Below are 26,124 nucleotides of genomic sequence, written 5' to 3'. Positions count from 1 at the left end.
TCTTCCGTATGTGCGTTGTGGTGCAAATCACGGAGTTACTTATTATGCAGCTCTTATGATTACGGACTTCAGGGTTGGGGCAAAGGTGGTTACTTGGCAACACGCGGGCCAGTGGGTCAAGCTCACGTTTCGGTACACAGTAGCGGCTCACCACATTCAGCACCTGGACGAAGTGCTGATTCAGTCGGACGTCCGGGAAAATGGCTCGCGGAATCTGACACTATTATAGCGCCGATGGCTCAGTGAAGGCCCGGCCGGCCATGCCCAAGCTACGGCACCCCGTGCACGGCGTGTACGCCATATGGTTTGAGCAACACCAGCGCCAGCAAACGGTGCTGTTACTGACGGATGAGTACACCCCCTACGACACCACCTGCACCTTCGATGTGGAAAGCCACGCGTTTTCCAACATCCACCCCACCAAATAGTGGCATTGTGGGCCACCTAGGCCACTGCCAGGGCGCTAGGCCTCTTACTTACAGGCCTACGGTGGTATACCCCAGCACGGCCGTTTCGCCCTCGTCTGCCAGCACGAACGACTGGCTGGAAGCAGCCATTTCGTAGTGAAGCACCACATCGGTTTCAAAGGCGATAAAGTAATTGCACAGGATTTTCAGGGCCCGAGTTTGCCAGCTATCCGGGGCCAGGTACAGTTCCAGCTCTGGGGTAGACAGCCCTAGCAGGGAGATTTCGAGAGCCGGTAGGGTTTCCTGATAAGCACCGCTCAGCACGAAGTCGCGGCCGAGTTCCCCCTGACCTAGCACGGCTCCGGGCGAAGCACTGGTTTCCTGCAATACGTCGGACGGAAACGACAGCGGAGCTACCGTGCGCAACCGCACTGGTACCTCTAGCACACTTTCAAATACTTGCTGGGTGCGCGGCAGGTCCCCTACAATGCGGTGAGCCAGTGGTAGCAGATAGAGTAACGTAGTTACCTGCCGCGGGGGCAGCTGCCCCGCCAGCTCCCAGAACCGCGCCAGCACCTCATTGTACCACTGCGCCGATAGGTTGGTCATGTACCGGCGCTCCTCCTGCTCCAGCAGCACCCGGAAGCGGTAAAACTCCTGCTCGAAGGGCAAAAAAAAGCGGCGGGTGGCTTTTTCGCGCCGCCGCTGCGCCTGAATATCCTCAATCATGGCGCGCACACCCTGGCCGGGCGTTGGGTCGCCGGGCTGGTGAAACAGCTGCTGGGGCAGCGCATCGTAGAGGCCTTCGCGGTGCACTTCAATGGCAGTGCGGGGGCTGTGCCACCGCTCCGTTTGCTCTTCCGTAACGGTGCCAATATCGCGGCGGTACCGCCGAGCAAACAGGCTCACCGGGCGCACAATAAACTCGTCAAACTGGTAGCCGTAGGCCAGTAAATCAGCCAACACTACTTCCAAGCGCAGGTCTAGGGGTTGGCGCTGCAGCTTTTCCAGGAGCTGAAACCCCGACGTGCCCTCCCGCCGGGCTGGGGCCGGGGCTGTCGGCGGCAAGGCCGCGCCAAAGAATCGTCCGAACGTGCTCATGCTTGATATCCTACCTTTTTTCTGACAACTTACAATCGGTTGAGAAAAGCGCAAAAGGCCCCTGAAGCAACCTGACTGCCTAAAATCTGGTAAAGCAAGGTAGCCAGTTGTGTTTCCTGGTCACGTATGCTCCGTCGGGACTAGATGGAGAAATTTTAGTTCTTTTAGCAGATAGGTCATTTAATTTCTTCATCCTTTACAGTCTGAATAGCATAGTATGCTGACTCCTAACCCGGAAGCACAAGCACGAAGCGCGGCAACGAACATGCTGTCTAACGCCCGCTCCGGCCTGCAACGGAATCCTACGTTTATCAGCATTTTCTTGTATTTGCTGGGCAGCCTGTTACTGGTTGGCTCGCTCGGCGCTGGAGCTGTCTACAGCCCGCTTCCGTACAAGGTTACGTTTCTGTTGATGCAGGTAGCCGCGCTACTGCTGGGCTGCTTGCACGTGTATACGCAGCAGCGGCTACTGCCCTGGTTCAACCCCGATGAGTGGACGCACGGCACCGCCATGACGGTGCTGAGCTGGCTGGCTGGCGTAGCAGGCGTAGCACTGCTGGTGTGGCTACCTAGCCTAGAAGACCGCACACCTCCCTCAGCGTTCCTGATGGCCACCTTGCCCGCTACTGTGCCCTACTTCTTTTATGAAGCGTACCGCAGCTGGCGCCAGATTCCGCATCGGCACTACAAGCTGTGGTACTACCAGGCCAACAAGCCCGGCCCCGACCTGGCCCGCATGGACCTCAACAACTTCATGGTGGTGCACTTCTGGATGTCGCGCCGCTTTGGGGAGTCGTTGTACCATGATTTCTCGTCGAAGGCGCCTTATGATATGCTTTTCAGCGACCTGTTCCACATCTTCCTGACTGACTACAACGTGCTTAAGCCAGAGCAGGCCCTGCAGTACCTGGATGAGCAAGGCCAACCCTACGGCTGGATTTTTTACGCTAAGCAGCGCTGGTGGAAGCCGCGGCGCTACATCAACCCCGATTACAGCTTCCGAGACAATTTTCTTAAGCAAGGCGACATCATAGTAGCCCAGCGCGTGGCCCGGTAGCCTGGCCCCTTGTTCGTATTACGCTAGGTTAACTACTTCTCCTTTACCCACCCTTTATGCTACCCGAAATCAAGCACTACCCTGTGAACTGGGTTGATGGAATGAAAATTTCCCGCCGCCACTTCACTGAGCTTGAGCAGTTTACTACGGAGCACCTACGCGATGCTACCGGCATAGGCCTAGGGCCTCACCGCTACGGCCTGCTGCCCTCCGACCCGCACGGTTTGTCTTCCTTTGAGCTGCTGCTCAACGTAGATCCGCAGGCGGGAATACAGGCCCGACTTACGCACTGCCGGGCCGTAACGGCCGCCGGGGCCCGCATTGAACTTACGGGTGGCAACGAACCGCTTACCCTGCGCACTAGCCTAGCCCAGTTGCTACAGGAGTTTAACCTGCCCGCCGCTACGGAGCAGCTGCGCTTTAGCGTGGTGGTGTCCGTGAACCCGCACGTGCGCGTGCCTACCGGCCAGCCATCCCCAGAGGAGGTACCCCCGCGACACCCCTACACCCGCCCGGCCTACCAGCTGAGCATAGTGCCCACCCAGCAGGTGAATACCTCGGCCGTCAGCTCTTACCACTTGGTAGTGGGTGAGCTGCTGTACACCGAGGGAGCGTTGCGGCCGGTTACGCAGTTTATTCCCCCTAGCACTTCGCTCACCAGCCACCCGGCCCTGCTGAAATGGCTGCACCAGCTAGAGCATGTGCTGCAAGAGATAGAAACGGATGCGTTTAAGGTGATTCATAAAGTGAAGCTGCGCACCGACAAGAAAAGCCACCTCAGTGAGCAAGTGCAGTTTCTGGCCGAGCGCACCGTCTTTGCCCTAGCGCAGCACCTGACCACGCTTCATTTGAGCGCCGCCGAGCAGCCGCCCATTCAACTGCTGGATACGTTGCTGCGCGTAGCTAAACAAGTGAAAACGGCCCTCGACTGCCTAACTGAACCCGAGCGGGAAGAAATGCTCAAGTACTTCGAGCAGTGGTCGGAGACGCTGCCGGCTACCCTGCTCAATGCCCTGAGCGCCGCCGTAACCATGCGCTACGACCACCACCGTGTGCACGAGCACCTGGCTCAGCAATATGCCTTGTGGCAGCTGATTGCCAACGTATTCCGCCAGCTCACGCAGCTGGAGTATATTGGCAAGAACAAGGAAGGCTGGAAAACTTTCATCAATGAAAATCCTGTGGCCCCCGCGGCCGCGCCCGAGAAGCCAATTACGCGCTGGAATCCGTTCTAATTCCAACTTTCGTCTGATACCTCTCCCACCTGCATGAAGCCACTCAACCACGCCGAACGGACTACCCGCCTGTGGAAATTTCTTGCATTTTATGTGCTGGCCTTGGCGTTGCCCCTACTGGCTTCCTACTTCCTGTTCTCCAACAACTCCATTGCTGATGAGAATGCGAAGCTGAAGCGGGAACTAGAGCGCACCCGCGACGAGCAGCATAAGCTGTTGGTGCAGCTTGATACCCTCACGGGCCATTTGCAGCGCATCGAGCTGACGGACCGCCAGCTCCGGACCGAAACCAACGACTTGGTGGTAGGTGAGCTAAACAAGCGCAGCCAAGACTACCTAAACGCCATTGCCGTAACACTAAATGAGCTTCGCGGTGACTCGGCGCAAATGCAGTTCCTCACCAATAAACGCTTAGCTCACAACGTACTCCGCGACTTCGACCTATTCCGCAGCAACCGCAATACGGTCGATTTTCTGCGTCAGTCGCTCGACAAAAAGGGCATCGATGTATCGGGCAAGGAGCAGTTGGCGGCTGAGCTAGCCCAAACCAAGCAACTGCTAGCTACTTACCAAGCCGCTGCGGCTAACCGGCCTGCTCCCGCAATAGCTGGTAGTGGTAGTAGTGGAGGCGGCAATGGCAGCAGCGGTGCCCGTAACGCCGACCTACAGCGTCGGCTCCAGGAAAGCAACAACCAGGTAGCCTTACTTTCCGACCAGGTAAACTTCGTAAATGCCGACTGCCTGCGGTTGCGGGCCTCGGGTATGAGCAAGGAGCAGCGTAAGGAAATGCTGGAACAGGCGCGTAAAGGGTTTGTTGCCATTCTGCAAAACCCCAGCTCCGAGGATATGAAAGCCAGCGTGGAGAAAATGATTGACTCCATTGACAAGGAGCTCGGCCGGAAGCGGGGCCTCTTCGGTTATAAATAAGCTAGGCCACTTCAGCGCTTTCCTTGGCACCTTATGGCTAACGATTATTACCGCCTGCCGCTCAACTTCGAGGAGCTGTTACAGCGCCGCCCATTGGCCCGCTGCTCAGCCCAGGAGTCGATTGCCCAGCACCTCTACCTAATGCTGACGACCCATTTCGGCGAGTCGCGCTTCGACCCAAATTTCGGCTGCGTGGTGTGGCAGCAAGACTTTGAGGCCATGACCAACATGCGCTGGAAAGACAACGTGCAGCGCTCCGTAGAGCAAAGCATTGCCGAGCGTGAGCCTCGCCTGGAGCAGGTGAAAGTAGTGGTTGGAGTAGAGGATTTCGAGATGAAGGGCGTGACCCAGCGCATCCGGAAGCGGCTAGAAGTAAACGTGCGGGCCGTGCTGCACCGCACCAACGAGCCTTTTGCCTTCCGGGCCAGCCTGTTTGTAGCTCCGTTATCAGTGGTATAAGTCTGTTATTGACTATGGAAGTGGCCTAGGCCAGTATCCTGCTGAATGCAAGAGGCCTAGGCCACTCTATATAGATTCCAATTTTCTGTTCATGCAGTTTTCCGAAGATTTCACCAAAGCAGGTATCAAAAGCCGACTCACCCAGAAAGCCGCCGAAATGTGGGGCTACACGGAGGCTGATATGGAAGGCTTCGACCCGCTGGTGGAGTTGCTGTTGGAGGCTTGCGCGGTGGAGCTGGAGAAGATCGGGCAGGAAATCAACAACACCCAGTACCGGCTGGTAGAGCGCTTGGCTGGCCTACTGAACCCCGACGTGGTGGATGCCCCACGGCCGGCTCACGCCATTGCTCAGGCTCCGCCCCGGGAACCGCTGCTGCTGCTGCCCGCCGATGCGCAGTTCGTATTTCAGCGGCCGACGGCGGGCCGGTCGGCTACTGGCCCAGGCATCTTCTTCTCACCACTGCAAGCCACGCGCCTCACCGATGGAGCCGTCCGGTACCTGGCCACCGACGACCAGGTGTGGCGGGTGGAGGCAGCCGGCCAGAAGCGCCCCGTAGCGGCGGCTACGTACTTTGAACCCGCGGAGTACCGGCGGCTCTGGATGGGCCTAGAGCTAAATGCCGAAGTGACCACGCTGGCTAACCTGACGTTTTACTTCGATTGGCTGAACGAGCCCCGCCGCGACACCTATCTCTCTTACCTGCCGGGTGAAGCCTGGCGCCTGGGCGACCAACTGCTACCCGCTGCAACTGGCCTAGACCCTGCTACCACCGATGCTACCCCACTCCTCCACCAGGAGTATGACTTTCTGCAGCGCGTGGAACAGCACGTCCGCAACCTGTACGGGCCCAACTTTGTGCGCCTGCTCCCAACGCCCGGCACCGAGCTGCAACTGTACCTGCGTGAGACATTTCCGGCTGCGCTGGCCCCGCGCTTTGCCCCCGAGGTTGTTCAGACTTTTGCGCAGCCTCTGATTTGGCTAGAGCTCCGCTTCTCGCACGCCTTACCGCCCGAGGCACTAACCACGATTACCTGCGGCCTGAACTGTTTCCCGGTGCTTAACCGGCGGCTCAACAAGCAGCTATTTCGGTTGCAGCCGGCCCTCAATATTTACCCGTTGGCTTCGGAAGAAGCGTTTCTGGCCATTCGGGAAATCTATAGCCTGCGCAACGTGGTGTTCCGGTCTACTACGCTTACCAGTCTGCGCGAAAACGACACTGACACCTATACCCTGCGGTACGGAGCCGGCCGCTTCGATGCCCGCTCTGGGCAAGAGGCGTTGCTGGAGCTGCTGGAGCTGCTGCGCGACGAAAGCCGAGCCTTCACAGCCACGGGTACTGATTTTGTGACCAACACTTTGCGCGAGCTCAACCAAAACCTTGCACGTCTAGAAGAGCGGCTAGGCCAGTCGGGAGCGGAAACCGGTCGCGACCCAGCTCCTTATGTGATGCTGCGCCCCCGCGATTCTAATGACAGCGTGTACCTAGAGTACTGGTCGAGCAACGGGGAAGCAGGCAACCGCCTTCCCACCGGCACCCGGCTGTTGGTCTACGATGGGCATTACCTCGACGACGTGCAACTGCTGACCACCACCACGGGCGGGCACGAGCGGCCCCGCCCCGAAGAACGGGTGCACGCGCTGCGCAAGAACCTACTCACTCGTAACCGCGTCGTGACGCTGGAAGACATACGGGCGGTGTGCTGGGCCGAGTTGGGCAACCAGCTCGGGCAAGTGCACATCGAGAAGGGCTTCCGCAATGGCAACACCCCTACGGCCGGCTTTGTGCGCTGCATCCGGGTGGCTCTCACCCCCGCTGTCGGCAGCCGACTATCGGCCCCGGAATGGCAGCGTACCGCACAAGAGTTGCAAACTTTACTGGCTAGCCAGTCAGCCATGAACTTGCCTTATGAGGTAAGCGTGGCCACTTCCAGCGTGTAGCACCAATTCGCTTACTACACTTGCTTTGGTACTGCTTGTTGAAGCACCTCCACCGATTCGCTAGGCCAGTCCTTAGCTAACAGAAGAGGTGCTTCAACAAGTTTAGTGCAGTGGGCTTATGGTCAACTGCCATGCACTGTAGTTGACCATAAGCCTATCGTGTAGCTAGCTACCTATTTCCTGCGCTGATGTAACCGCAGTCGGCTCCTCCACTGGCTGTTCAGCGGCCTGCACTTGCCAGGTTAGTTCTTCCTGGTCGGCTGCTTTGTCGAGGGCGATGACGGAGCCTTTACTTACTTCGCCCGCAATAATCATCCGGGAAATGGGCCGCCGCAGTTGCTGCCGAATAACGCCCTTGATAGGCCTAGCGCCGTAGCGCGGCGTGAAGCCCGACAGGGCCAAATGCGTTCGGGCAGCTTCCGACAATTCCAGCGTGATGCCTTGCCGACGCAATTGCTCTTGTAAGGGCCGCAGGTGAATGTCGAAGATCTGCACCACGTTTTCTTCTGAGATGGGCGCAAACGGTACTATCTCGGTGAGGCGCGCCAGAAACTCGGGACGGAAGTGGCGGCTCATAGTTTCCATGAGCGCATTGGTAGCCGGAATCTGCCCTTCCCCAAACGACTTGATAATTTGCTCGCTGCCGATGTTAGAGGTGAATAGGATAACCGCGTTGGAGAAGTCACCCTCCCGGCCCAGGCGGTCGTGCAGGCGACCTTCGTCCAGAATCTGCAGGAAGATGTCGAATACTGAGCTGTGCGCCTTCTCAATTTCATCGAATAGCACCACCGAGTAAGGCTTCTCCCGAATCTTGTTCACCAGCATTCCGCCTTCTTCATAGCCCACATAGCCGGGAGGCGCCCCATAAAGTAACGCCGCCGAATGCTCTTCCTTGAACTCTGACATATCGAAGCGAATCAGGAAGGACTCATCGTTGAATAGAAAGTCCGCCAATGACTTCGCCAGTTCGGTTTTGCCCGTGCCAGTAGGCCCCAACAGGAAGAACGAGCCGATGGGCTGCCCCGCTTTGGTCAGGCCGGAGCGCGACTCCAGAATAGCTTCGCAGAGGGCTTTCACGGCGTGATCCTGGCCTACCACGCGCCGCTGCAGCACTTGGTTCATGTTCAGAAGCTTATCTCGCTCGTTGCTTTGCAGCTTGCCGAGCGGAATCCCGGTTTTACCCGATACCACCGCGGCAATGTCGGTGCGTTCTACGCAGTCTTTCTTGGTAGCCGATAGGCCTACCACGGCCGCCAGCAGCTCCCGAATGTAAGTTTCCAGCGCCTCTGAGGTTTCCAGCGAATCGGGCTGCTGCTCCTGGTCTAGTTGGTTTAGCCAGAGGTGACTCACCTGGTTCTGCACCTGATAGAGAAACCAGCGCAGCTCCTTTAGGCGCTCAGGCTCGGGCAGGCTACGGTGGGCTTCCGCTATGTTTTCAAACTCCTGCTGCAGGCCTAGCAGCTCAGCGCCGGCGTGGTCATCAAGCATCCGGATGGCCGCCATGGTGCGGTCCACGAGGTCAATGGCGGAATCGGGCAGCTGTCGGTCTTTTATGTAGCGCTTGGCCAGACGCACGGCTTCTTCCACAGTGCCGGGTGCTACTTGCAAGCCATGGTGCGTTGCGTAGTACGGCAGCACGCTAGAAAGCATGCGCTCTGCTACTACCACGCTAGGCTCCTCTACCCGCAGCACGTCAAAACGACGGTTGAAGGCTTCATCGGTTTCAATGTACTGGCGGTACTCATCGTTGGTAGTGGCCCCAATCACCGTGACTTCGCCGCGAGCCAGCTCCGGCTTCAGCAGTTGCGCAATACCAGCCCCCGCCGAGCCTTTAGGGTCAAGAAGGGCATGAATTTCGTCAATAAATAGAATGGCGCGGGTGTACTGCTTGATTTCGCTGAGTACGCTTTTGATGCGGTCCTCCACTTCCCCTTTGTACGAGGCCCCGGCTACCAACGTGCCCAAATCCAACTCAAACAGCGTTACCTGCTGCAAGTGCAGGGGCACTTTCTTCTGCACAATCTGTTGGGCAAACCCTTCTACCAGAGCCGATTTACCTACTCCGGGCTCCCCAACCAGCAGCACGTTGGGCTTGGTACGCCGGCCTAATATTTCGGCCATCTGTCGTGTTTCCCGGTCGCGGCCCACAATGGGATCTAGCTTGCCGGCTTCGGCCTGAGCAGTTTTGTTTACGCAATAGGTGGCCAGAGCACCGGCCTTGGCGGCAGGAGCGGCCCGGTCAGTGAGCGGCGTGGTCTGCTGCCCATCAGCCCCCATGGCTACGGGCTGCAGGGCTTCCGGCTCGGCAGCTTCCATCACCTCGCGCTGGGTGAGCGGCAACGATTTTAGCTGCTCAGTAGTGTAAGCCAGGCCAGGGCGCAGCACGGCGGCCAGCGCACAGAGGGGGTCTGTTTGGTCTTTAGAAAGCTGCAGCGCTACCAGGTCAGCTACTTCCAGCACACCCTTCAGGTCTTTGTCGGCGGCGGGCATTTCGGGTGGGCGGGTAGCTTTAGGGAGCCCCTCCAGCCGCACCTCAGTCCACTCCCTCAGGTAATGAATATCCTTATCCAGCTCTATTGCCAGCCAGGAGGCTAGGCCTATTTCATTATGCAGCAGCGCCATTAGCAAATGTGGGGCTGCGTAGTATTCATGTCGATACTCGTGCGCTACGGCCTGTGCAATGTGCAGCACTCGTTTTAGCTCGTCGGTATAAGCCATACGGGACGTTAAAATCTGAATGATAAAAGCAGGTTAAAACTTGAGAGACGTACTAGGTATACGGCTGCTTTTTACGGCAGCACAACTGGTATTGCGGTAAGGTAAAGCAATAAACCATTCTCAGCCGAGGCCCTGTGGTTATGGCAAAATTTTGTAACCGCCATACCCCTCAAACACTCCAAAACCAGCGTTAAATAATTGAGAACTATGTTTTAATTGCGTTTCGATTCTATATTTTCCTGTACCTTACTACTAGAAGCCCCGTATACGGAGCAGTTATAGTGTAGCAGTAAGTGTAATCCTTTCCTTATGTACAACTACGGCATTGGTGGACAAGAGCGCAAACTAGACAACGCTCAGGAGGCCATTACAGATATTCCCCTCAATCGTACCCTACTTGTGCAAAAGCTCACCGCTGACCCGCCGTTGCGGGCAAAAGTGGTGGAGGGCCTACGGACGCCCGAAGCAGTATTTGCGCACTTCAAGCCAGAAGTGGAAGTAGAATTTGAGAAAGAAGACGGTTCTACCATTCCGGAAACGCTCCACTTCGAGTCGCTCGGCGACTTTGGTAAGAAGGGTATTGTCAACCAGAGCCGCTTTCTGCAGGATTTAAGCACACAGTCTGAGGACTTGCAGAAGCTGCTACGTCAGCTCAAGTCCAACAAGATTCTCAAGTCGGCGCTAGATACGCCCGAGACTAAGGCGGCCTTCTTAGCTACCATTCAGGCCATGATAGAAGAGCTGGACTAATCCGGCTTCTACCTGCTTTATACCCGGGGCGCCCCCTGCCCTATCCGTCCTATATTCCATAGAGCCTTTCCTCTATATGGCAACCGAATCACAAAAGAATACTGCGGCGGCAGCTTCGCGCGAACGGGAGCATGCCCCTGGCCTAGAGCAAAGCACGCAGGCCCTAGCCAAGTTCGGCGGTTTCGATTTGTTGGAAACGACCATTGATGGTGCTTCCAACCTAAATCCCGAGAAGAAAGCCCGCAAGAAGATCTTCCTGACCGAAGACAGCAAAAAAGCCGACCGTCAGCAGCTCAAAAAGCGCTTAGCCCTGTGGCACCAGATGCTCAGCCAGGCTGACTCCGTAGCCGATGCCATTGAGCAGTGCGAGCAGCAGGTAGAGTCGTCGCAAACGCAACTTACGAGCAACCTCAAGAAAGCGCTGGAGGCTACCCACGACATGGAGCAGTCGTACCGTTCGGTGGCGCTGTTTTACCGCAATACTGATCAGGATGAGGTAAAGAATATCTCCATTCTGAACGCCGACAAAGACCAACTGCAGGACCTGGACAACACCACGTTTATTGATGCGGTGTCGGGTGAGTTGGAGCAGAACTACGACCGCCTCGACCTACGTGACAATTACTCTTTGCTGGTTGTACCAGGGTATCTGGGTTCCAACAAAGTAGTGGATAAGTGGGCTAAGATCGCGCACAAAAATAAGGTGATGCTGGTCACCGACTTTGAACACTACGACACCCCCGACGACGTAATCGAACTCTTCGAGGAGGCCAACCTGACAGGCGCCGATCCGCACAAATCCAACGTAATTATGGCTTGCAACTGGCTGGTGGGCCGGGGCAAGCTGGAGGAAGTAGGCGAAGAAGAAGACTTGTTCGTGCCACCATCCTCTGCGCTGGCGGGCCGCATCTACAGCACTCTAGCTTCTCAGGTAACAGCGGGCCGCAAACACGGCACCCTTAATGAGGTAGATGGGGTGCGGTTCCCACTGCGCAAGAGCGAAATTGCCAACCTCGAAAAGCTAGGCCTAGTGCCCATGGTAAACGAGTATGGCCGTGTAATGGCATTCTCGGCCAAAACGCTGTTCAACGGCGACAACATCGGTCTGCAGACGTACTCCGTTGTGCGCGTATTCGACTACGTGACGAAGGTACTGATTGACTTCCTGAACCGGCGCGCTTTTGAGAACTGGGACCACAACATGCGCATGGACATTCAGAGCCAGATAGTTCGCTTCCTAGATGGTATTGCAGGCCCTGGCAAGCTGATTGAGAAATTTTCCATTAAGAAGTTCGAGCGCGATCCTAACCAAAAGGACCGCATTCTACTCGACATTCATATGGTCCCCTACTTCCCTGCCAAAACGTTCCTGGTGTCGTTGGACGGCACCAAAGGCGACGACCCGAACGAGCCGGGCCGCGACTGGAATGCCGAGTACAAACAGCAGTAGGGTACGCCCGCTTACGTGGCCCCGCTGTTTTGGCGAAGTAAATGAACAGAAGTAGAGTTATTCCTTTTCAACCCATTTTCTAACCCTAATAATTTATAGTATGGCCTCATTTAGTGCGTTTTTCAATGCCGCTGGCAGCGGCGACTGCGAAGTAGTTAGCTGCAGCTACTCCTTCGACCAAGCAATTGATGACAAAGGTCGTCCCTCTTCCAAGGTGCAAGGCGGCACTATTAAAGTGACCATAGTATCTACCGACAGCGCTTCGCTGACGAGCTGGATGCTGGACCCGTATAAGCGCGAGAGTGGTAAAATCACTTTCAAGCGGATCGACCAGGATTCTACGCTCAAAGAAATTTCCTTCGAAGAGGCCTACTGCGTGAGCTACGCTGAGCACTTCGATGCTCGCGGCGCTGATACCAATACCTCCATGACGCTGAGCCTAACTATTTCCGCCAACAAGATTAACGCCAACGGCGCCGTTCTTGACAATAAGTGGGTATAGGCTGGTATAACCCGTAACCGCTAAAAGCCCCGACTACGCTTCTGTAGTCGGGGCTTTTTTGTGCCCTAGCTCAGCTAAACCACCACCCCTACCGCTAGGCCAGTAGTGCCCCCAAGGCTGCGAGACGCTACTCATAGCAACCCCTACTGAACAGTAGGCGTATATCTCGCATTGCTAATTCTCTCTCCCTTTTTTCCTCTCTCAACTCTCGCATCCCACTCCCATGAAAAAGACCCTTCTTTTGCTGTCGTGCGCCGCAGGCCTCACGTTAGCTTCCTGCTCGCAGAACAAGACCGAAGATACGGCTACCACCACGGCCGCCGACGGTACCACGACCACTACAACTACCACTACTACCCAAACGTCGTATTCAGAAGATGCTATTCAGCGCCGCGCCGACCGCATGGCTGCTGATATGGCCGCCAAAATGAAGCTCGACGATGCTACTCGCACCAAAATCCGGACGGTGTATATCACGCGCGGCCAGCGCATTGGCGAGCTGCAGCAGAAATATGCCTCCGACACGACGGGTATGGCCGCCGCCATGCGCGACGTATACGCCTCTTCTGACGCGGAAATGAAATCGGTATTCACTGACCCCACCCAGTACTCGGCGTATGAGTCGAGCCGCACGGAGTACATGGACGACCGGTACATGGACGATGATGCCATGTCTTCCTCATCGAGCATGGATTCTTCTTCTATGAGCAGCTCAACCAGCGGCAGCATGTCGGCCTCATCGGGTTCTGACATGGGCAGCGGCGACGGCAAGGTGAAAATCAAGCGCGATGGCGACGTGAAGCTGAAAGATTCTGAAGGCAACAAAGCCAAGATTGACGCTGATGATGCCACCATCAAAACCAAGCCAGCCGACGGCGGCAAGACCGTTATTAAGTAATAGTATTGGCTAGGCCACTCTGGTGGCCCAGTATTTTAAAGCCCGCACCTGCAACGGTGCGGGCTTTTTTCGTCTCCCTTATGCACTTATCCGTCTACCAAACCTAGGTTATTGTAGGTTTAAGTGAATTTTACCGCTTGGTCTGCGTTAGTTTGTGCGTTGATGTTCCTAGGATTTACTCATAGTATGTTTCGCCTATTTCGCTGCTGGCTAATGCCGCTCTTGCTTGTGCTGCTGGGGGCAAGTGCTGTCACTGCGCAGGTCCGCGTGACGGGCAGCATCACGGACGCGACCACCCGCAAGCCGGTGCCGGGTGCTTCCGTAATTATTCAGCGTACCCGCCAAGGCGTGGTGGCCAACTTCGATGGCGACTTCAGCATTTCGGCCGCCAACAACGACACCCTTATTTTCCGAGCGGTGGGCTTCAAGGCACAACGGATGCCGCTGGGGGGCACGGGTCTTTCGCAGCTTATCGTGCAGATCAAGCTTCAGCAGGACACCGTGCAGTTGGGTGAAGTGCGCGTAACGGAAGGCCGCCCCGACCGTGCAGCCATCAACAAAGCCCTGCGCAATATCAAGCGGCCTAGCACCGCGCCTACTAGCGCCGTGAAGCGCCCACCGGCACCTAAGCCCCTGTTCCCCGTCGATTCTACTGCTCCTAAGGCCCCTACCCCTACGCTGGCTAGCCCCATCAGCCTGATTTATGAGCAGTTTTCGCGAGAAGGCAAACAGCGGCAGAAAATGATGGAAATACAGGCGCAGGAAAATGCCGAGAAAGCCCGCAAAGCCCGCCAGCAGTACAATAAGAACTTCAAAGACAACCGCGGCTACGAGTAAGTAGAGAGACATAGGAAGTATTGGCAAGTGGCCTAGAAGGTGAACAAGGCGCCCTCTAGGCCACTTGTGCGTTAGGCCCATTGCAGCGCGTAGTCACTAAATCATCATTTCTTACGTACAGCCGATATATGAAAATCGGCTATCCTTGCGTCAACGAGTCATTAGACTGCACTTCTACCAGCACGTTTCGGCTGGCTTCTTATTCTGATGAGCGTTTGGAGCTCACGGTGCGTAATAACCTCCGCTGCCTGCTGCGTATTCTGGAGTTCAACGTGGCCCAAGGCATGCTCTTCTTCCGCATCGGCTCGGGCATTGTGCCGTTTGGCTCGCACCCCGTTAACACCTTCCCCTGGCAAACGCATTTTGCGGCTGAGTTCCGGGAAGTAGGCGACTACATTAAGGCCCACAACATGCGCGTGTCGTTTCACCCCGACCAGTTTGTGGTGCTGAACTCGCCCGACGCGGGTATTGTGGAGCGTAGCATTGCCGAGCTAGTATACCAAGGCTCCATGCTGGATCTGATGGGCCTCGACAGCACGCATAAGCTCCAGATTCATGTGGGTGGCCTGTACGGTGACCGGGAACTGGCTATTACGCGCTTCATTGATACCTACCGTCGCTTACCGGCCGCTGTTACGGCGCGGTTGGTTATTGAAAACGATGACCGGCTATTTAGCCTGCAAGACTGCCTGCGGGTGCATGCCGCGGTGGACATTCCTATTCTGTTCGACAACTTCCACCACGAGTGCCTAAACCACGGGGAGCCTATGGCTGAAGCGCTGCAACTAGCAGCCAGCACGTGGCACCCCGAGCGCGACGGCACCATGATGATGGACTACAGTTCGCAGGCCGTGGGCGAGCGAAAAGGCAAGCACACTTCCTCTCTAATTGAAGAGTTGTTCCGGGAGTTTCTAACCCATTTGCAGGGCGTAAACCCTGACATTATGCTCGAAATCAAAGACAAGGAAATCAGTGCGCGGCGCGCCGTAGCTATTCTGCACGAGCTTGGCCTAGCCTCTCCTGCTCCGCAATCCTTACCTATCTAACTTACTTTCACCCTCCTCGACATTTCCGACTTCCCTCATGGCGAAATCCTCGAATACCCCCGACACCAAGCAACTCGACGAAACCCTGCGCGCCCTCCAAGGTGGCCTAACCAGCATCCCGCTCAGCACGGCCAACACCACCATCGACGATTGGCAGGAAGTACTGCAACAGAGCGGCATTCCGGCCTTGCAAGACATTGACCGGGAGTTGGGCAACTTACAATCGATGCTTAGTGTGGGAGCTAAGGGCCTCGACGGCAAAGCCATTGGCCGTTCGCTTAGCATGCTCGGCAGCCAGACCACGCAAGTAGCTGCTACCACTCAGGGAGAATTGCGCTCCTCACTCACGGCCTTAGCTGATTTGCTGTTGCGCGCTGGCGGCGACCTGGAACAAGAGGCCTAGCCTGTATCCCGCTAAATTTCAAACGCCTCCTGGTGCTCGGCACTGGGAGGCGTTTGAAATTTAAAGCCCTAGAGTTATGGAGTAATAGTACGGGTAACTGGCTTGCGCTGCGAGGCGTTGCGACGCGGAGTCGCCGGCCGCTCTATGCTAGCTGACCGCCGAATGGTTTCAGGGGTCACAGTAGGCTGAGGCCGCGTAGTACCCTGATCGATGGTGCCCAACACGCCCGATTGCGTAGGGCTATTGGTGGTAGGGGTGCGTTGGTCGATGGTGCCCGGGTTAGTAACGGGGTTGGCTGGGTTAATGGGCGGCACCGTGGTTTGGTTGACTACGCCGCCGTGCTGAGTGCCAGTAGGAGTGGTTTGCGCCTGGGTGGCGGTAGTAGTGCCTAGTAAAAGCGCTGCGGCTACGAAGAGTGAGTAGTTCATATGAGAGCACACAAAGTAGAATGATGGAGAAGCAAGGCTACAGCCTAGTCCCTGCTTACGTAGCCCACCTCTTGAAGGTCATATAAGCCTGCTTAATAGTTGCTTATATAAGCAGTGCGCAAACTTTCACAGCCACTACCGCAGTGCACTTAGCCCCTTACTTATTCAATGGAGTATCGTTTTAAGCTGACGGCCCGTAAGCAGCTGAGCTGTTGTGATTAGGTACCAAGTAGTAGCTTGCGGCCACACTACTCTTACCCTCAGCTTCTGCATTTATCTTTAACCTGCCTTTGCGCGCCCACCTGATTTATGGATAGCTTAACTAAGATTGAAGACCTAGGCAAACCGCGGGTAGTGATTGTGGGTGGCGGGTTTGCGGGCCTGGAGCTAGCGCGAGAGTTGCGGCATGCCCCCGTGCAAGTAGTGCTCATCGACCGCCAAAACTTCCACGCCTTTCAGCCCTTGCTCTACCAAGTAGCCACGGCAGGCCTAGCGGCCGACAGCATTGTGTCGCCGTTCCGCAAGATTCTTGACGAGCAGGAGAACTTCTACTTCCGCATGGCCGAGGTGCAGTCGGTTGATACTGAGCAACACTTGCTGGAAACCTCGATTGGTCTGTTGCGCTACGACTACTTGGTGCTGGCCACGGGGGCTACCAGCAATTTCTTCGGCGATGCGCAGATGCAGCAGCACGCCATTACGCTTAAGAGCGTAGCCGACGCCATTGAGCTGCGTAACACCGTGTTGGCCAATTTCGAGCAGGCCCTCCAGCTCGGCGACATGGAGCAGCTCAACAGCCTGCTTGACTTTGTGATTGTGGGCGGCGGCCCCACCGGGGTTGAAATTGCGGGTGCCCTCAGTGAGCTGCGTACCCACGTGTTCCCGCGCGATTACCGGGAGCTGGATTTCAAGCAAATGGATATTCACCTGATCCAGAGCGGACCAGACTTGCTCAAAGGCATGTCGAAGGAGGCTTCCGAAAAATCGTTGGAGTATCTGAAGCAGTTTGGGGTGCAAGTGTGGCTAAACCGACGCGTGAAGTCGTACGATGGCTACACGGTCACGCTCAACACGGGGGAAAAGTTGATTACCCGCACGCTCATTTGGGCGGCCGGGGTCACGGGCAGCCCCATCAGTGGCCTACGCCCCGAAAGTTTGCTGCCTAGCAACCGCTATCAAGTGGATGAATACAACCAAGTAGCGGGCTACGACAACATATTTGCCATCGGCGACATTGCTGCCATGCGCAGTGAGGCCTACCCCGATGGCCACCCCATGGTGGCGCAGCCGGCTTTGCAGCAGGGGAAGCTGCTTGCCCACAACATCACCCAACACTTGGCTGGCCGCCCGCGCCAACCCTTCCGCTACGACGATAAAGGCAGCATGGCCACCATCGGCCGCAACCACGCCGTAGCCGACATCAAACTATTTGGCCGCGAGTACCACTTGGGTGGCCTGCTGGCCTGGCTGGCCTGGAGCATAGTGCACGTGCTGTCGTTGGTGAGCTTCCGCAACCGTCTGGCCGTGTTCCTGAACTGGAGCTGGAGCTACCTCAGTTACGATAAAGGCCTGCGCTCCATCATTGGCGGTGCCAGAATTTCTCAGCCGCGGGAGCAACCACACGAAGAAAAGGCCATTACCTAGGCCACTACGCACTAGCTAATCTCACTTGCGGTAATCCTAGCTTTAGCCTGCTTTGCTACGGCTAGCCGGTTATCGGTTGAAAACTGCTAAAAGCTTCTTAGCCTGGGTTGCGAGTACTTTGCTGTACCTCTTTTCCACGAATGTGTGTAATACGTAGGCCGCCAGTAGCATACCCACCACTAGGCCTACCAAGAGTACATACCGGTTTACCCTACCGTATAGGTGTTGAGAGATAATCCAGCCTATATTTCCGTGCAGGAGATAAAGCGGGTAGGTGAGTGCTCCCAACGACGCCAACCAACGCAGCCGTAGCGTGATTTTGCGCTGGCTAACAAGGTACATGACCAGAAACAGAAGCGCGATGGTGCCAGCAATGAGCGGTTGGGAAAAGGGTTGGTTGAACTGCACCTGATACACTTCTGCCTCGGCCGCACCACTGCGCAAGGCTAACAGAAAAGCCAGGGCCAGCAGCGCATACAACTTCCACTGCGCCTGTAAGCGGTACTGTAACAAGTACAGGATCATGCCAGCGGCGAAAAACGGGCTAAACCGCGGAAACACCAGGTGAGTGGCATAGTTGCTGGCTGGCAGCGGGCCCACCAGCGCCGCGTAACCAAGCCATAGTAGCAGTACTACATCAAGGTGCTTCATCAGCCGAAGCCCAATAAGTACTGCCATTAAGAAGTAGAAGGTAATTTCTATCCGCAGCGTCCAATAGGCTGTGTCTAGCATCTGCTGCCCAAAGAACTCCTGCAGCATGCTCATGTTGTAGGCGTATAACTTGATGGTGGCCGTAAATTCAGGTTGCCAGTACATACTGCCCGGCTTTGGCCCCCACATTAGGGTGATCAAGAAAGTAATCGTGCAGGCTACCCAGTACGCCGGATACAGCCGTGCCACCCGCGCCACGAAGAAGTCGCCCACGTTTTTATGGTAGGCCGACATCAGCACCACGTAGCCACTGATCAGAAAGAAGAGTTCTACACCCAGATACCCATATTTGGCCCCTGACAATTCTGGGTACCGAACAGGACTAAGCGGACCTAACGCCCACCCCCGGTAGCCGTAGTGGTAAATCATCACGGCAAATGCGGCCACAAAGCGCAGCAGGTCAATTTCATAGAACCGGGCGGGTGGTGTAGTAGGCGTTGGTTCCATGTAATGGAGCAGAGAAGCAAAAGCTGGCCATTACGCTGGCGCGGCAACGGCACCAGTCCGTTAGGGCTGAAAAACAAAAACCCACCTCATGCTGCCATGAGGTGGGTTTAAAGTGGAGCTGCAGGGTTTCGCATTTCTTTCTCTTTATTTCTATTTAGTAATACGCTTGAAGATTATACCCTGTGGTACCACTGCGCAGGTATTACTAAATGAAACTGAGTTGTCAGTAGAACTGGCAGTAAAATTAGAGGCTTCTGCCACTTTCTGCCAGGCCCGTAGCAACAGAGGTGCGTAACGCTCCAGCGTATCGTAGCCATAAACGCTGGCGCCGGCGGTGTGGCCTAGGGCCAGCTCCTTTAAATTACTGTCGCCATCACTGCCCCACAAGACCATGTCAGCGCCAGTGTGCCGGGGCGTGTGGGTGGTGATGACCTGCCAGAGCTGAAGCACTTCCTCTTCGGGTTTGCCCATCTTGAAGCGTACGCGCACATGGGCCCGCGTCAGCTCTGCCGTTTGGGCTAGCTCCTTAATGTAGAGGTTTCGGTTCTGCTGGGCCACTACAGGCACCTTCCCTTCCCAACGCTCCCAGATGGTAGCGGCAATGGGCGGCAAGGGCACGGCTACGGCTTCGTTGGTTTTAGTCTGGTAGAAGCGCAGCACGGGCACGCGGCCGCAGCCGGGTATGTCCTCTTCGGTAACGTGATGCGGCTTAAGCTTGCGCAGGTCGGAATCACGTAGCAGCAGCAACGTCTGAAACATTAGGCGTTCTTGCTCCCGCTGTAGATAAGGCTGTAGATCCTGGAGTTTCCAGATGGCGGCCAGCTCATCCCGACGAAGCGAAGCCGGACGCCCGTACTTGGCACTGAACTTTAGCCATGTCGGAATAGGCTGCTCACTCAGCGTATGACACACTCGCAGGAACTTGACGTGGCCCGCGATGGTGCTATCACTGAGGCCAGCCTTTTGCAGGTAGGCTAAGTAGTCGTAGAAGACAGGCTTCGTGAGGTGGGCTAGCACGAAACCTGGATGAAAGGTTTCGAGGTGGCCTAGCACCTGCTGGTAGCGCCGGGCGGCATCACTTCCCTGCCCCGGGTGCTCAGCTTTCCACTGAGCATAGAGTTCAGCAAAGCTTTTATCAGGTACTTCCTCCGGAGCAACTGCTTTCCGCACGGGCTTTGCCCCGAGAGCGGCAATGGCTTCCGTCAGATGGGCCAGCTCGACGGGCTTGCCGTGGGCTTCGGCGGTGCTGAAGACAGTGAGCACCGCCTTCTCAACGGAGGCCAGCCGGGAATTAAGCCGCGTCTTATCCAGGTCCTTCGAAACCTTCAGGGCTTTTGTCGGGTCGAAGTGTTCAGGCTTACACTTTACGCCCGTTGAGAGTCGGGCTCGCTGGCCCTGCCATGCGATATCTAGGAAGATGAGGCAGCGGCCCGAGCTATCGGGTGTCTTCACCCATTGCCGGTACGTGAGCTTCACCGCTATATAGTTAGCTTCTTCCGATACGACCACATTTCCAGTACTTCATCTGGCTGGATTAGATCGGGCTTGAATTCTGGGTTATCGGATTCGATAATCAGGTAGCCTTTTTTATCTACCAGGTTCGTTACTCGCTTTAGGCAAATACCATCTGTAGTCACAATAACATAGACAGTCCCATCAACTATCTCAGATGCTGAGTCAACGAACTCGCAGATAACAATATCTCCAGGCTCAAAATTGGGCATCATGCTATTGCCTGAGACTTCGAACATGCGGTAGTTGCCGTGTTCAAATCCTGGAAGTGAATAAGTAGGTAGTGTGCCTAGGTACTCTTCATCGTTAAAGCTCTTCCGATAGCCTGCCTCAGCTTTAACTGGCACCATTAAGGTCTGGGCCTTCTGCTGATTGTTGGTAACTATAATGCGGGTAGGCATACTATTAAACGATTCTTTGCCCGTACGTACTCCAGTTTCTATGTACTCAGGCGTGGTGTGATAAATCTCCGCCAGCTTCTTTAATACCGGCATTTTAATCTGCATCGTCTCATCTTTTTCATATAAAGAGATGGACGCATCAGAAACCCCGACCTGACGGGCTGCAGCCTCTTGTGAGAGGCCAGCAAGGCGCCGGAGCTTTTTTAAACGTGTAGCTTGGTTGGTTTCGTGGTCGGGTGTTTTCATCTCGGAAGCAGGTTATGCCTCCACAATTCTAGAGATAACTTGGAGTTATTGGAAATTATTACCAAACATTACTAGGACTTTCCAAGTATTACCAATATACTTGTCAAAGCAAACCAAAATAGACCATTATGGAAACCTCAACAGCACCCAAACCCATCCCTATGACGGCGGAAGTGCCTAAATGGGTGAATAAGGCTATTCGAGATGAAAGCCTTAAGCGCCAGTTAGCTGGTGAAGATGTGACCATGAAGGACATACACAGGGAGTGGCTTGTAGAGATGGCCACTAAACTGGGATTTGGAGGCTAAAAAAATTTGACCTGTATCTCCAACTTTCTCCAACTAATCAAAATATACTCTAACACCCTTCACCTAAAATTCAAATGAGAGTGTCTTACAACTCAATCGACGTAACGCCTGAAACTACAGAGGAGAAGCAGATGATGTTCGCTGCTAAGGCGAATGCCCAGCAGTTAAGCCAGCGCTTCATTCTGAGCGATAAAAGAACATCTGGCTTGGACTATGACGACCGCTTGACAGTGCGTCTGGCAATGAGCCGCAATTCCATCCTTAAGTACATCGCTGCAGGGAAGCTCCAGCCATACCCTATTGATGGCAAAATCATCGTGTCGGAGCGCTCAGTTCGCCGCTTTGAAGATGGGCTTGTACCCATGGCTATAGTCGGGTCTTCTGAAGACAAAGCCGCCTAGTCATATGCAGCTAGCCCTCCCCCCTGGAACTACGCTCAACGTCATGCTGAGCGCTCCGCAGGAAGCACAGTATGTGATTGAAGTTGGTAAGGCTCAGGCTAAAGAGGCTGAACTGCAGGCTGCATTGAAAGAGGTCTATGACCTAAAGGCCTTGACGAAGCGCATGAAAATGAGCCGGCCTACCCTCATCAAATACCTGAACCTGCCTGAATGCCACGGCGGCATACGTCACCGCCGCGCTGGTGATAAATATCTGGTAACCGAACAGGCGGTTCGCGAATGGTACGGCGACATCAACGCCAACGCCTAAACGAAAAACGCCCCAGCCGTGCTGGACACACGACTAGGGCACTCATCAACATTTCTTTCTAACGGACACAAAGATAATGCAAAAGCGTCAACTCGGCATACCTGCCCCGATCACTCACTTTGATATTGCTACAACTACGGAAGCGCCTACCCAGATGTGGGCCGCTGAGAAGTTGAAGCTGCGCGTGAATCTCACTGAGTACAAGTTCATGGAATCGGCCCTTGATGGCATTCCAGCCAGTGATATGCCCGCCGCCCGTCAAGCTGTGGTGATCTACGCCCGCCTGCACCTAGGCCTCTGCCTGCTGGATGAATCCCTGTGGCACGCCCACCAGATGAACCTGCGGGCCCAAGCGCAGGAGTGCTTTCAACTCACTGCTATCCAATAGAGCTATGTGCAACTGCATCAAAGAATCGGAAGAGCAGATACTAGCCCACCTCACAGAGCGCGACAAGGGCAAGGCCATTATCAGCAAAGGGGCTGGCTTCCTGAATGTAGCCATCAGCTTCGGTAAAGGTCCTGCCCAGCGCGGCTACGATGAATTTGAATACAAGACTACCCGCATTAAGAACGATGGTAGCACAGGTGCCACTCAGAAGAAAATCACCTGCATGTATCACACCTACTGCCCTTTCTGCGGGGTGAAAATCGAAGAGTAGGTATGGGCTGCTATCACGAACGCCAACGCCTCAACGGCCTGCTCTTCCACAGTGACAGCAAGTTTGCCACTTGGGAAGCCTTCGCCTTGATGCCGAGCAACGTCAACCCCTCAGAGTGGCAGGACCGCCTACGGATAGCAGAAACCATCTACGCTATCCGCTGCGGCAAAGAGCCCGAGCTAGCCCCCTTCGTCGTGCTGGCTGAGCTACGCCAGCTCATTTACAAGCAGACCAAGGCCAAGAATGCCGCTCGGGTCTACTCGCAGGCTGAGATAGATAGCCTACTAGATGCTCTCGAAACCCGCTCCGATTGGAGTGAGCTACTGCGCTGGCTCAAGAATGTGCGCAAGGAAACCGAGAAGCGCTACCAAGCTAGCCGCACTCAACTACCACTAGCCGCTTAATCCCACCACTATGGCATTCACCAAAGAACAAGAAGCTCTGCAAACAGCTCACTTCAATCATCAGAAAGCAATCGGTGCACTCCAAGGTGCTGAGACCCTGCATCATGCCTTAATGGCTACAGGGGTACTGGCTGGGACGGTGTACGATCTGAGCAGGAAGACTATACAGGAGCTGCACGATGCGCGGGAGAAAGCTATGGTGGAATTGCAGGTAGCTAAGGCCTGCGCCTACCAGCCGAAGGATAAGACACCGCTCAGTGAAGGCTATCAGTTTCAGCGGGCATTCGGAGAGCCAGCCACCGCACAGCCTACCGCCTAAAACGCAAAACGGCTCCTAGGCCGGAATCCTAGGAGCCATTCACTAACTCTTTTTTAACACTGCAAAGATGACGAAAGATCAAGTAATACACATTATCAGTCTACTTACCCCTTTAGTGTCGAGGGAAGAGATTGAGGAAGTAAAGGAGCGGCTTAATGCTCCTAAAGCTACTGCCTTCAATGCAGGTGAGGCTATGACGCATACGCTGCAAGGCCTCTTACGTGAGTTGCCCAGAGAGCACGCCGTTGCCATAGCTACGGAGTTTGGCAGACAGCATGCTGTGTATAGCTCCAATCTAGAAGAGTTACAAGCCCACCTCGGCAACTACGCGAGCATGCAGCAAACCAATAAGGTATTGGTGAAGCGGCTACAAGCCGTGCAGGAATTGCTAGATGAGCGGAAGGAAAATGCCCGCATCGAATACCAGGAGGCCACTACGGATTCAGAACAGGAAGCAGTCGTGGCTGCGCGCATGATGGAGCTGCAACTGATTGAGTTGGCCCTTAATCCTGCCCAGCCATGAAAGTCGGACGCGTCGCCTACGCCGGGCCGCTGGCCCTGCTGCTCATCACCCTCCAAGCCACTGCCGCCAAATGATACGCCACCACCTTCCCGCCCCCACGCCCGAGCAGAAAGCTACCCGCGCCACTGCCTACTGGGTACTTGTCTTCCTGGCTTGTGTAGGCCTGGCCATCCTCGGTAGCTGCAAGCTGGCCCAGCCCAAGAAGGCTAAGCAGCCAGCACTAGGCTTGCTGCAAGATAAGGAGGTGCCCCTGCCGAAGTACGGATGGTATCCGAGTGATGCCCGCCCCTAAAACAGTAGCGGCGCTACCCCTCGGAAGGTAGCGCCGCCTATTACTCAAAGTCTTAACAGCCGCAAATATATGGATTCCACTAAAACTGAGTCACAGCAAGATAAGCTGAACCGTCTCTACACCGAGTATGGCTTGCTGAAAGAGGATGTGCACAAGCACCAGCACTATACCATTATCCGCCGCACCGGCATTGAGAAGATAGCAGCCAAGGCCGGCATTCGGCTAGCCTATAAACTAGTGAAGGTGCAGCCAGACTTCGCCGTGGTGAAGGCCACGGGCAAGATGGGCAAAGGCACCAACTGCGTAACGGCCGAAACCTACGGCTCCGCTGGCAAGGATACCAGCCAGAATAAGTACTACGTGGAAATGGCCGAGAAGCGCGCCAAGTCTAGGTGCGTGCTCCAGCTCACGGATTTCTATGCCATGGGCGTGTTTGGGGAAGATGAAGCCGACGATTTTAGCCGGGCCAACAACCCAGCGCCCCAGGCTGAAGCGCCCCGCCCTACGGTAGCCGCGCCCGCACCCGAGGCCAGCGCGCCGGCTTCGGTACCCCAGGCAGCACCCACTACTGCAGAGCCAAGCGCCCCCGCTCCGGATAAGGCCACAGAGTCCAAGCTTCAGCAGCTGGTAAAACTCATTGCCTCTCCCGAGCTGGATAAGGAGGAACGGGATATGCTGCTGTCGGTACCCGTAGATCAGCGCCCAGAGAGTTGGGTAGATAACACACTGGCCAAGCTGCCAGCCGTGATAGCTGAGCGGAAAGACCCAGCGAAGGCATTAGCCACCGCGCGCAATCAGATGCGGATTTGGGCCAATAAGAATGCAACTGCTATCGGCCAAGAATACTACGAGCACCTGATGGCCCGCGCTAGTGCGCTTACAGCCAAAGCTGAAGACCTGCGCCGCGAAGTGCGCGAAGCACAAGCTCAACTCCAAGCCATTCCCGCCTAACTCTTTCTCTTCATGCAAGAATCCTATCTGACCGGCACTGGTGCTGCCGACGTTGCCGCCCCTGTAGTTGAAGCCAACACGGTTTACTTCGACTTCTCATCCGTTACCCTCACGGATGAGTTCAACCTCACGCTGGTAGGTTACCGCCACAGTGATGATGCTGGTGATGAGTTCACCATTACGCGCCACCGCAAGCCACACCCTGAACTGCTCAAGTGCCTGCGTCGCCTAACGCTGCACATGTGCCTGCTCACCGAGAGCCTGACGGATACGCAGCTCTACCCAGCTCCCGCCTACACCCAGTTGCCGCCGGCCGTTGCCGTGCGCAACCTGCTGCGTGATGCAGTGGAAAGTGGTGAAGCCTACGTGCATCCTCTACTGGAAAACTATCGCTGCACTTCTGTGATCTGGAAACCGAAAGGTGTGGTGCTCAAGGGTTCGAAGCGGGCCCGGTATCGTAGCCTAGGCCACTCGCTGAAGGTAGAAACGCCCGTGGTAGATGTGCGCCTCAGCCTCGATGCGGATGAGGAGCCGGAAGAATGGGAGTACCCCTTCTTTGAGCAGATGCGCAACGCGCTTGATGAGCTGAAGACCGAGCTAGTGGCCTTCATGAATGGCAAGTATGGGGAAGGTGGTGAGCAGCTGGAGCTGTTCGGTAAAGACCCTGAGCCACGCTCTGCCTTAGAAATAGCCGAGGAGCTGATAGATGCTTTGGATAAAAGCAAGCTCACGATGGAGGTGACTGCCCCCGGTGGTAAGACGCGCACAGTAGGAGGCCGAAAGGCTGCCAGCACCGACCCTTTCTAAGTCCAGTTGCCCCGCTGCCCGTGGTGGCGGGG

32 protein-coding genes are annotated in these 26,124 nt (G+C 55.6%); 26 read left to right on the top strand and 6 right to left on the bottom strand.

Features of this window, described 5'->3' with window-relative positions; all coding sequences use genetic code 11:
• The first annotated feature begins 55 nt into the window (after positions 1–55).
• Both EU556_RS26025 and EU556_RS26020 read left to right on the top strand, forming a co-directional pair.
• Complete coding sequence (locus EU556_RS26025) at positions 56–229, top strand: hypothetical protein (protein WP_167855511.1); 174 nt, start codon at positions 56–58, stop codon at positions 227–229.
• A gap of 31 nt (positions 230–260) precedes the next feature.
• Positions 261–428, top strand: a complete 168-nt coding sequence (locus EU556_RS26020) for a hypothetical protein (RefSeq protein WP_167855510.1) — start codon at positions 261–263, stop codon at positions 426–428.
• A 48-nt stretch (positions 429–476) separates the two neighbouring features.
• Here EU556_RS26020 and EU556_RS08380 read toward each other — a convergent pair whose 3' ends face one another.
• The gene (locus EU556_RS08380) at positions 477–1,508 is read right to left on the bottom strand and encodes a hypothetical protein (RefSeq protein WP_135433145.1); all 1,032 of its coding nucleotides are present in this window, start codon (positions 1,506–1,508) and stop codon (positions 477–479) included.
• A 217-nt stretch (positions 1,509–1,725) separates the two neighbouring features.
• Here EU556_RS08380 and EU556_RS08375 point away from each other — a divergent pair, with 217 nt between their 5' ends.
• The 5 genes from EU556_RS08375 to EU556_RS08355 all read left to right on the top strand — a co-directional run bounded on the left by EU556_RS08375 (position 1,726) and on the right by EU556_RS08355 (position 7,125).
• Entirely contained in the window at positions 1,726–2,565 is an 840-nt protein-coding gene (locus tag EU556_RS08375) for a TssN family type VI secretion system protein (RefSeq protein WP_135433143.1), read from the top strand.
• Positions 2,566–2,666: 101 nt separating this feature from the next.
• Entirely contained in the window at positions 2,667–3,800 is a 1,134-nt protein-coding gene (locus tag EU556_RS08370; protein WP_210116247.1) for a hypothetical protein, read from the top strand.
• A gap of 33 nt (positions 3,801–3,833) precedes the next feature.
• Positions 3,834–4,727 (top strand): hypothetical protein, encoded by an 894-nt coding sequence (locus EU556_RS08365; protein WP_135433139.1) that lies wholly within the window; start codon positions 3,834–3,836, stop codon positions 4,725–4,727.
• Positions 4,728–4,760: 33 nt separating this feature from the next.
• Positions 4,761–5,186, top strand: coding sequence for a GPW/gp25 family protein (locus EU556_RS08360; protein WP_135433137.1), 426 nt, complete (start codon positions 4,761–4,763; stop codon positions 5,184–5,186).
• Between the two features lie 91 nt (positions 5,187–5,277).
• Complete coding sequence (locus tag EU556_RS08355; RefSeq protein ID WP_135433135.1) at positions 5,278–7,125, top strand: type VI secretion system baseplate subunit TssF; 1,848 nt, start codon at positions 5,278–5,280, stop codon at positions 7,123–7,125.
• 165 nt (positions 7,126–7,290) lie between these two features.
• Here EU556_RS08355 and EU556_RS08350 read toward each other — a convergent pair whose 3' ends face one another.
• Positions 7,291–9,843: an ATP-dependent Clp protease ATP-binding subunit gene (locus EU556_RS08350; RefSeq protein ID WP_135433133.1), complete on the bottom strand. Its 2,553-nt coding sequence runs from the start codon at positions 9,841–9,843 to the stop codon at positions 7,291–7,293.
• A gap of 309 nt (positions 9,844–10,152) precedes the next feature.
• Between EU556_RS08350 and EU556_RS08345 the strand changes: the two genes are divergently transcribed.
• The 7 genes from EU556_RS08345 to EU556_RS08315 all read left to right on the top strand — a co-directional run bounded on the left by EU556_RS08345 (position 10,153) and on the right by EU556_RS08315 (position 15,729).
• A complete protein-coding gene (locus EU556_RS08345) occupies positions 10,153–10,593 on the top strand; it encodes a type VI secretion system contractile sheath small subunit (RefSeq protein ID WP_135433131.1) in 441 nt (146 codons plus the stop codon).
• Positions 10,594–10,669: 76 nt separating this feature from the next.
• Positions 10,670–12,043 carry a DUF5458 family protein gene (locus EU556_RS08340; protein WP_135433129.1) on the top strand — a complete coding sequence of 458 codons (1,374 nt, stop codon included), beginning with the start codon at positions 10,670–10,672 and terminating at the stop codon, positions 12,041–12,043.
• Positions 12,044–12,143: 100 nt separating this feature from the next.
• On the top strand, positions 12,144–12,545 hold the full coding sequence (tssD, locus tag EU556_RS08335) for a type VI secretion system tube protein TssD (protein WP_073287881.1): 402 nt from the start codon (positions 12,144–12,146) through the stop codon (positions 12,543–12,545).
• 223 nt (positions 12,546–12,768) lie between these two features.
• Positions 12,769–13,443, top strand: coding sequence for a hypothetical protein (locus tag EU556_RS08330; RefSeq protein ID WP_135433127.1), 675 nt, complete (start codon positions 12,769–12,771; stop codon positions 13,441–13,443).
• Positions 13,444–13,656: 213 nt separating this feature from the next.
• The gene (locus tag EU556_RS08325) at positions 13,657–14,280 is read left to right on the top strand and encodes a carboxypeptidase-like regulatory domain-containing protein (RefSeq protein WP_167855509.1); all 624 of its coding nucleotides are present in this window, start codon (positions 13,657–13,659) and stop codon (positions 14,278–14,280) included.
• Between the two features lie 128 nt (positions 14,281–14,408).
• A complete protein-coding gene (gene uvsE, locus EU556_RS08320; protein ID WP_135433123.1) occupies positions 14,409–15,326 on the top strand; it encodes a UV DNA damage repair endonuclease UvsE in 918 nt (305 codons plus the stop codon).
• Between the two features lie 37 nt (positions 15,327–15,363).
• On the top strand, positions 15,364–15,729 hold the full coding sequence (locus EU556_RS08315; protein ID WP_135433121.1) for a hypothetical protein: 366 nt from the start codon (positions 15,364–15,366) through the stop codon (positions 15,727–15,729).
• Between the two features lie 74 nt (positions 15,730–15,803).
• Here the strand turns inward: EU556_RS08315 and EU556_RS08310 are convergent, their stop codons facing one another.
• Positions 15,804–16,157: a hypothetical protein gene (locus EU556_RS08310; protein ID WP_135433119.1), complete on the bottom strand. Its 354-nt coding sequence runs from the start codon at positions 16,155–16,157 to the stop codon at positions 15,804–15,806.
• 309 nt (positions 16,158–16,466) lie between these two features.
• On the opposite strand from EU556_RS08310, the gene EU556_RS08305 reads away from it, so the two are divergent.
• Positions 16,467–17,801: an NAD(P)/FAD-dependent oxidoreductase gene (locus tag EU556_RS08305; protein ID WP_135433117.1), complete on the top strand. Its 1,335-nt coding sequence runs from the start codon at positions 16,467–16,469 to the stop codon at positions 17,799–17,801.
• A 69-nt stretch (positions 17,802–17,870) separates the two neighbouring features.
• On the opposite strand, the gene EU556_RS08300 is transcribed toward EU556_RS08305, so the two are convergent.
• The 3 genes from EU556_RS08300 to EU556_RS08290 all read right to left on the bottom strand — a co-directional run bounded on the left by EU556_RS08300 (position 17,871) and on the right by EU556_RS08290 (position 21,118).
• Positions 17,871–18,959, bottom strand: coding sequence for an acyltransferase family protein (locus tag EU556_RS08300; RefSeq protein WP_135433115.1), 1,089 nt, complete (start codon positions 18,957–18,959; stop codon positions 17,871–17,873).
• Positions 18,960–19,109: 150 nt separating this feature from the next.
• Positions 19,110–20,435, bottom strand: coding sequence for a phage integrase SAM-like domain-containing protein (locus EU556_RS08295; protein ID WP_167855508.1), 1,326 nt, complete (start codon positions 20,433–20,435; stop codon positions 19,110–19,112).
• Between the two features lie 2 nt (positions 20,436–20,437).
• Positions 20,438–21,118: a LexA family transcriptional regulator gene (locus EU556_RS08290; protein WP_135433111.1), complete on the bottom strand. Its 681-nt coding sequence runs from the start codon at positions 21,116–21,118 to the stop codon at positions 20,438–20,440.
• A gap of 128 nt (positions 21,119–21,246) precedes the next feature.
• On the opposite strand from EU556_RS08290, the gene EU556_RS26305 reads away from it, so the two are divergent.
• The 11 genes from EU556_RS26305 to EU556_RS08240 all read left to right on the top strand — a co-directional run bounded on the left by EU556_RS26305 (position 21,247) and on the right by EU556_RS08240 (position 26,092).
• A complete protein-coding gene (locus tag EU556_RS26305; protein ID WP_210116246.1) occupies positions 21,247–21,426 on the top strand; it encodes a hypothetical protein in 180 nt (59 codons plus the stop codon).
• A gap of 80 nt (positions 21,427–21,506) precedes the next feature.
• Positions 21,507–21,827, top strand: a complete 321-nt coding sequence (locus EU556_RS08285; protein WP_167855507.1) for a helix-turn-helix domain-containing protein — start codon at positions 21,507–21,509, stop codon at positions 21,825–21,827.
• A 4-nt stretch (positions 21,828–21,831) separates the two neighbouring features.
• Entirely contained in the window at positions 21,832–22,137 is a 306-nt protein-coding gene (locus EU556_RS08280) for a hypothetical protein (protein ID WP_135433107.1), read from the top strand.
• Positions 22,138–22,213: 76 nt separating this feature from the next.
• A complete protein-coding gene (locus EU556_RS08275; protein WP_135433105.1) occupies positions 22,214–22,525 on the top strand; it encodes a hypothetical protein in 312 nt (103 codons plus the stop codon).
• 4 nt (positions 22,526–22,529) lie between these two features.
• Entirely contained in the window at positions 22,530–22,796 is a 267-nt protein-coding gene (locus EU556_RS08270; protein ID WP_135433103.1) for a hypothetical protein, read from the top strand.
• Between the two features lie 2 nt (positions 22,797–22,798).
• A complete protein-coding gene (locus tag EU556_RS08265; protein ID WP_135433101.1) occupies positions 22,799–23,200 on the top strand; it encodes a hypothetical protein in 402 nt (133 codons plus the stop codon).
• Between the two features lie 10 nt (positions 23,201–23,210).
• Complete coding sequence (locus EU556_RS08260; RefSeq protein ID WP_135433099.1) at positions 23,211–23,519, top strand: hypothetical protein; 309 nt, start codon at positions 23,211–23,213, stop codon at positions 23,517–23,519.
• A 67-nt stretch (positions 23,520–23,586) separates the two neighbouring features.
• Positions 23,587–24,042 carry a hypothetical protein gene (locus EU556_RS08255; protein ID WP_135433097.1) on the top strand — a complete coding sequence of 152 codons (456 nt, stop codon included), beginning with the start codon at positions 23,587–23,589 and terminating at the stop codon, positions 24,040–24,042.
• A 70-nt stretch (positions 24,043–24,112) separates the two neighbouring features.
• A complete protein-coding gene (locus EU556_RS08250; protein ID WP_135433095.1) occupies positions 24,113–24,334 on the top strand; it encodes a hypothetical protein in 222 nt (73 codons plus the stop codon).
• Between the two features lie 69 nt (positions 24,335–24,403).
• Positions 24,404–25,285 carry a hypothetical protein gene (locus EU556_RS08245; protein ID WP_135433093.1) on the top strand — a complete coding sequence of 294 codons (882 nt, stop codon included), beginning with the start codon at positions 24,404–24,406 and terminating at the stop codon, positions 25,283–25,285.
• A 12-nt stretch (positions 25,286–25,297) separates the two neighbouring features.
• Positions 25,298–26,092 (top strand): hypothetical protein, encoded by a 795-nt coding sequence (locus EU556_RS08240; RefSeq protein WP_135433091.1) that lies wholly within the window; start codon positions 25,298–25,300, stop codon positions 26,090–26,092.
• The last annotated feature ends 32 nt before the right edge of the window (positions 26,093–26,124 follow it).

The organism is Hymenobacter fodinae (assembly GCF_004745825.1).
GTDB lineage: Bacteria > Bacteroidota > Bacteroidia > Cytophagales > Hymenobacteraceae > Hymenobacter > Hymenobacter fodinae.
The sequence above is the reverse complement of the archived record's forward strand: the minus strand, read 5'-3'. Positions and strand labels throughout refer to the sequence as shown.

Excerpts from the sequence above, each read along its gene's own strand:
- EU556_RS08245 (WP_135433093.1), top strand. The coding sequence starts at position 24,404 with ATGGATTCCACTAAAACTGAGTCACAGCAAGATAAGCTGAACCGTCTC.
- EU556_RS08350 (WP_135433133.1), bottom strand. The coding sequence starts at position 9,843 with ATGGCTTATACCGACGAGCTAAAACGAGTGCTGCACATTGCACAGGCC.
- EU556_RS26305 (WP_210116246.1), top strand. The coding sequence starts at position 21,247 with ATGGAAACCTCAACAGCACCCAAACCCATCCCTATGACGGCGGAAGTG.
- EU556_RS08345 (WP_135433131.1), top strand. The coding sequence starts at position 10,153 with ATGTACAACTACGGCATTGGTGGACAAGAGCGCAAACTAGACAACGCT.
- EU556_RS08315 (WP_135433121.1), top strand. The coding sequence starts at position 15,364 with ATGGCGAAATCCTCGAATACCCCCGACACCAAGCAACTCGACGAAACC.
- EU556_RS08355 (WP_135433135.1), top strand. The coding sequence starts at position 5,278 with ATGCAGTTTTCCGAAGATTTCACCAAAGCAGGTATCAAAAGCCGACTC.
- EU556_RS08290 (WP_135433111.1), bottom strand. The coding sequence starts at position 21,118 with ATGAAAACACCCGACCACGAAACCAACCAAGCTACACGTTTAAAAAAG.
- EU556_RS08305 (WP_135433117.1), top strand. The coding sequence starts at position 16,467 with ATGGATAGCTTAACTAAGATTGAAGACCTAGGCAAACCGCGGGTAGTG.
- EU556_RS08280 (WP_135433107.1), top strand. The coding sequence starts at position 21,832 with ATGCAGCTAGCCCTCCCCCCTGGAACTACGCTCAACGTCATGCTGAGC.
- EU556_RS08380 (WP_135433145.1), bottom strand. The coding sequence starts at position 1,508 with ATGAGCACGTTCGGACGATTCTTTGGCGCGGCCTTGCCGCCGACAGCC.
- uvsE (WP_135433123.1), top strand. The coding sequence starts at position 14,409 with ATGAAAATCGGCTATCCTTGCGTCAACGAGTCATTAGACTGCACTTCT.
- EU556_RS08265 (WP_135433101.1), top strand. The coding sequence starts at position 22,799 with ATGGGCTGCTATCACGAACGCCAACGCCTCAACGGCCTGCTCTTCCAC.
- EU556_RS08300 (WP_135433115.1), bottom strand. The coding sequence starts at position 18,959 with ATGGAACCAACGCCTACTACACCACCCGCCCGGTTCTATGAAATTGAC.
- EU556_RS08370 (WP_210116247.1), top strand. The coding sequence starts at position 2,667 with ATGAAAATTTCCCGCCGCCACTTCACTGAGCTTGAGCAGTTTACTACG.
- tssD (WP_073287881.1), top strand. The coding sequence starts at position 12,144 with ATGGCCTCATTTAGTGCGTTTTTCAATGCCGCTGGCAGCGGCGACTGC.
- EU556_RS08375 (WP_135433143.1), top strand. The coding sequence starts at position 1,726 with ATGCTGACTCCTAACCCGGAAGCACAAGCACGAAGCGCGGCAACGAAC.
- EU556_RS08250 (WP_135433095.1), top strand. The coding sequence starts at position 24,113 with ATGATACGCCACCACCTTCCCGCCCCCACGCCCGAGCAGAAAGCTACC.
- EU556_RS26025 (WP_167855511.1), top strand. The coding sequence starts at position 56 with ATGATTACGGACTTCAGGGTTGGGGCAAAGGTGGTTACTTGGCAACAC.
- EU556_RS08310 (WP_135433119.1), bottom strand. The coding sequence starts at position 16,157 with ATGAACTACTCACTCTTCGTAGCCGCAGCGCTTTTACTAGGCACTACT.
- EU556_RS26020 (WP_167855510.1), top strand. The coding sequence starts at position 261 with ATGCCCAAGCTACGGCACCCCGTGCACGGCGTGTACGCCATATGGTTT.
- EU556_RS08240 (WP_135433091.1), top strand. The coding sequence starts at position 25,298 with ATGCAAGAATCCTATCTGACCGGCACTGGTGCTGCCGACGTTGCCGCC.
- EU556_RS08270 (WP_135433103.1), top strand. The coding sequence starts at position 22,530 with ATGTGCAACTGCATCAAAGAATCGGAAGAGCAGATACTAGCCCACCTC.
- EU556_RS08365 (WP_135433139.1), top strand. The coding sequence starts at position 3,834 with ATGAAGCCACTCAACCACGCCGAACGGACTACCCGCCTGTGGAAATTT.
- EU556_RS08260 (WP_135433099.1), top strand. The coding sequence starts at position 23,211 with ATGGCATTCACCAAAGAACAAGAAGCTCTGCAAACAGCTCACTTCAAT.
- EU556_RS08275 (WP_135433105.1), top strand. The coding sequence starts at position 22,214 with ATGCAAAAGCGTCAACTCGGCATACCTGCCCCGATCACTCACTTTGAT.
- EU556_RS08325 (WP_167855509.1), top strand. The coding sequence starts at position 13,657 with ATGCCGCTCTTGCTTGTGCTGCTGGGGGCAAGTGCTGTCACTGCGCAG.
- EU556_RS08255 (WP_135433097.1), top strand. The coding sequence starts at position 23,587 with ATGACGAAAGATCAAGTAATACACATTATCAGTCTACTTACCCCTTTA.
- EU556_RS08330 (WP_135433127.1), top strand. The coding sequence starts at position 12,769 with ATGAAAAAGACCCTTCTTTTGCTGTCGTGCGCCGCAGGCCTCACGTTA.
- EU556_RS08340 (WP_135433129.1), top strand. The coding sequence starts at position 10,670 with ATGGCAACCGAATCACAAAAGAATACTGCGGCGGCAGCTTCGCGCGAA.
- EU556_RS08360 (WP_135433137.1), top strand. The coding sequence starts at position 4,761 with ATGGCTAACGATTATTACCGCCTGCCGCTCAACTTCGAGGAGCTGTTA.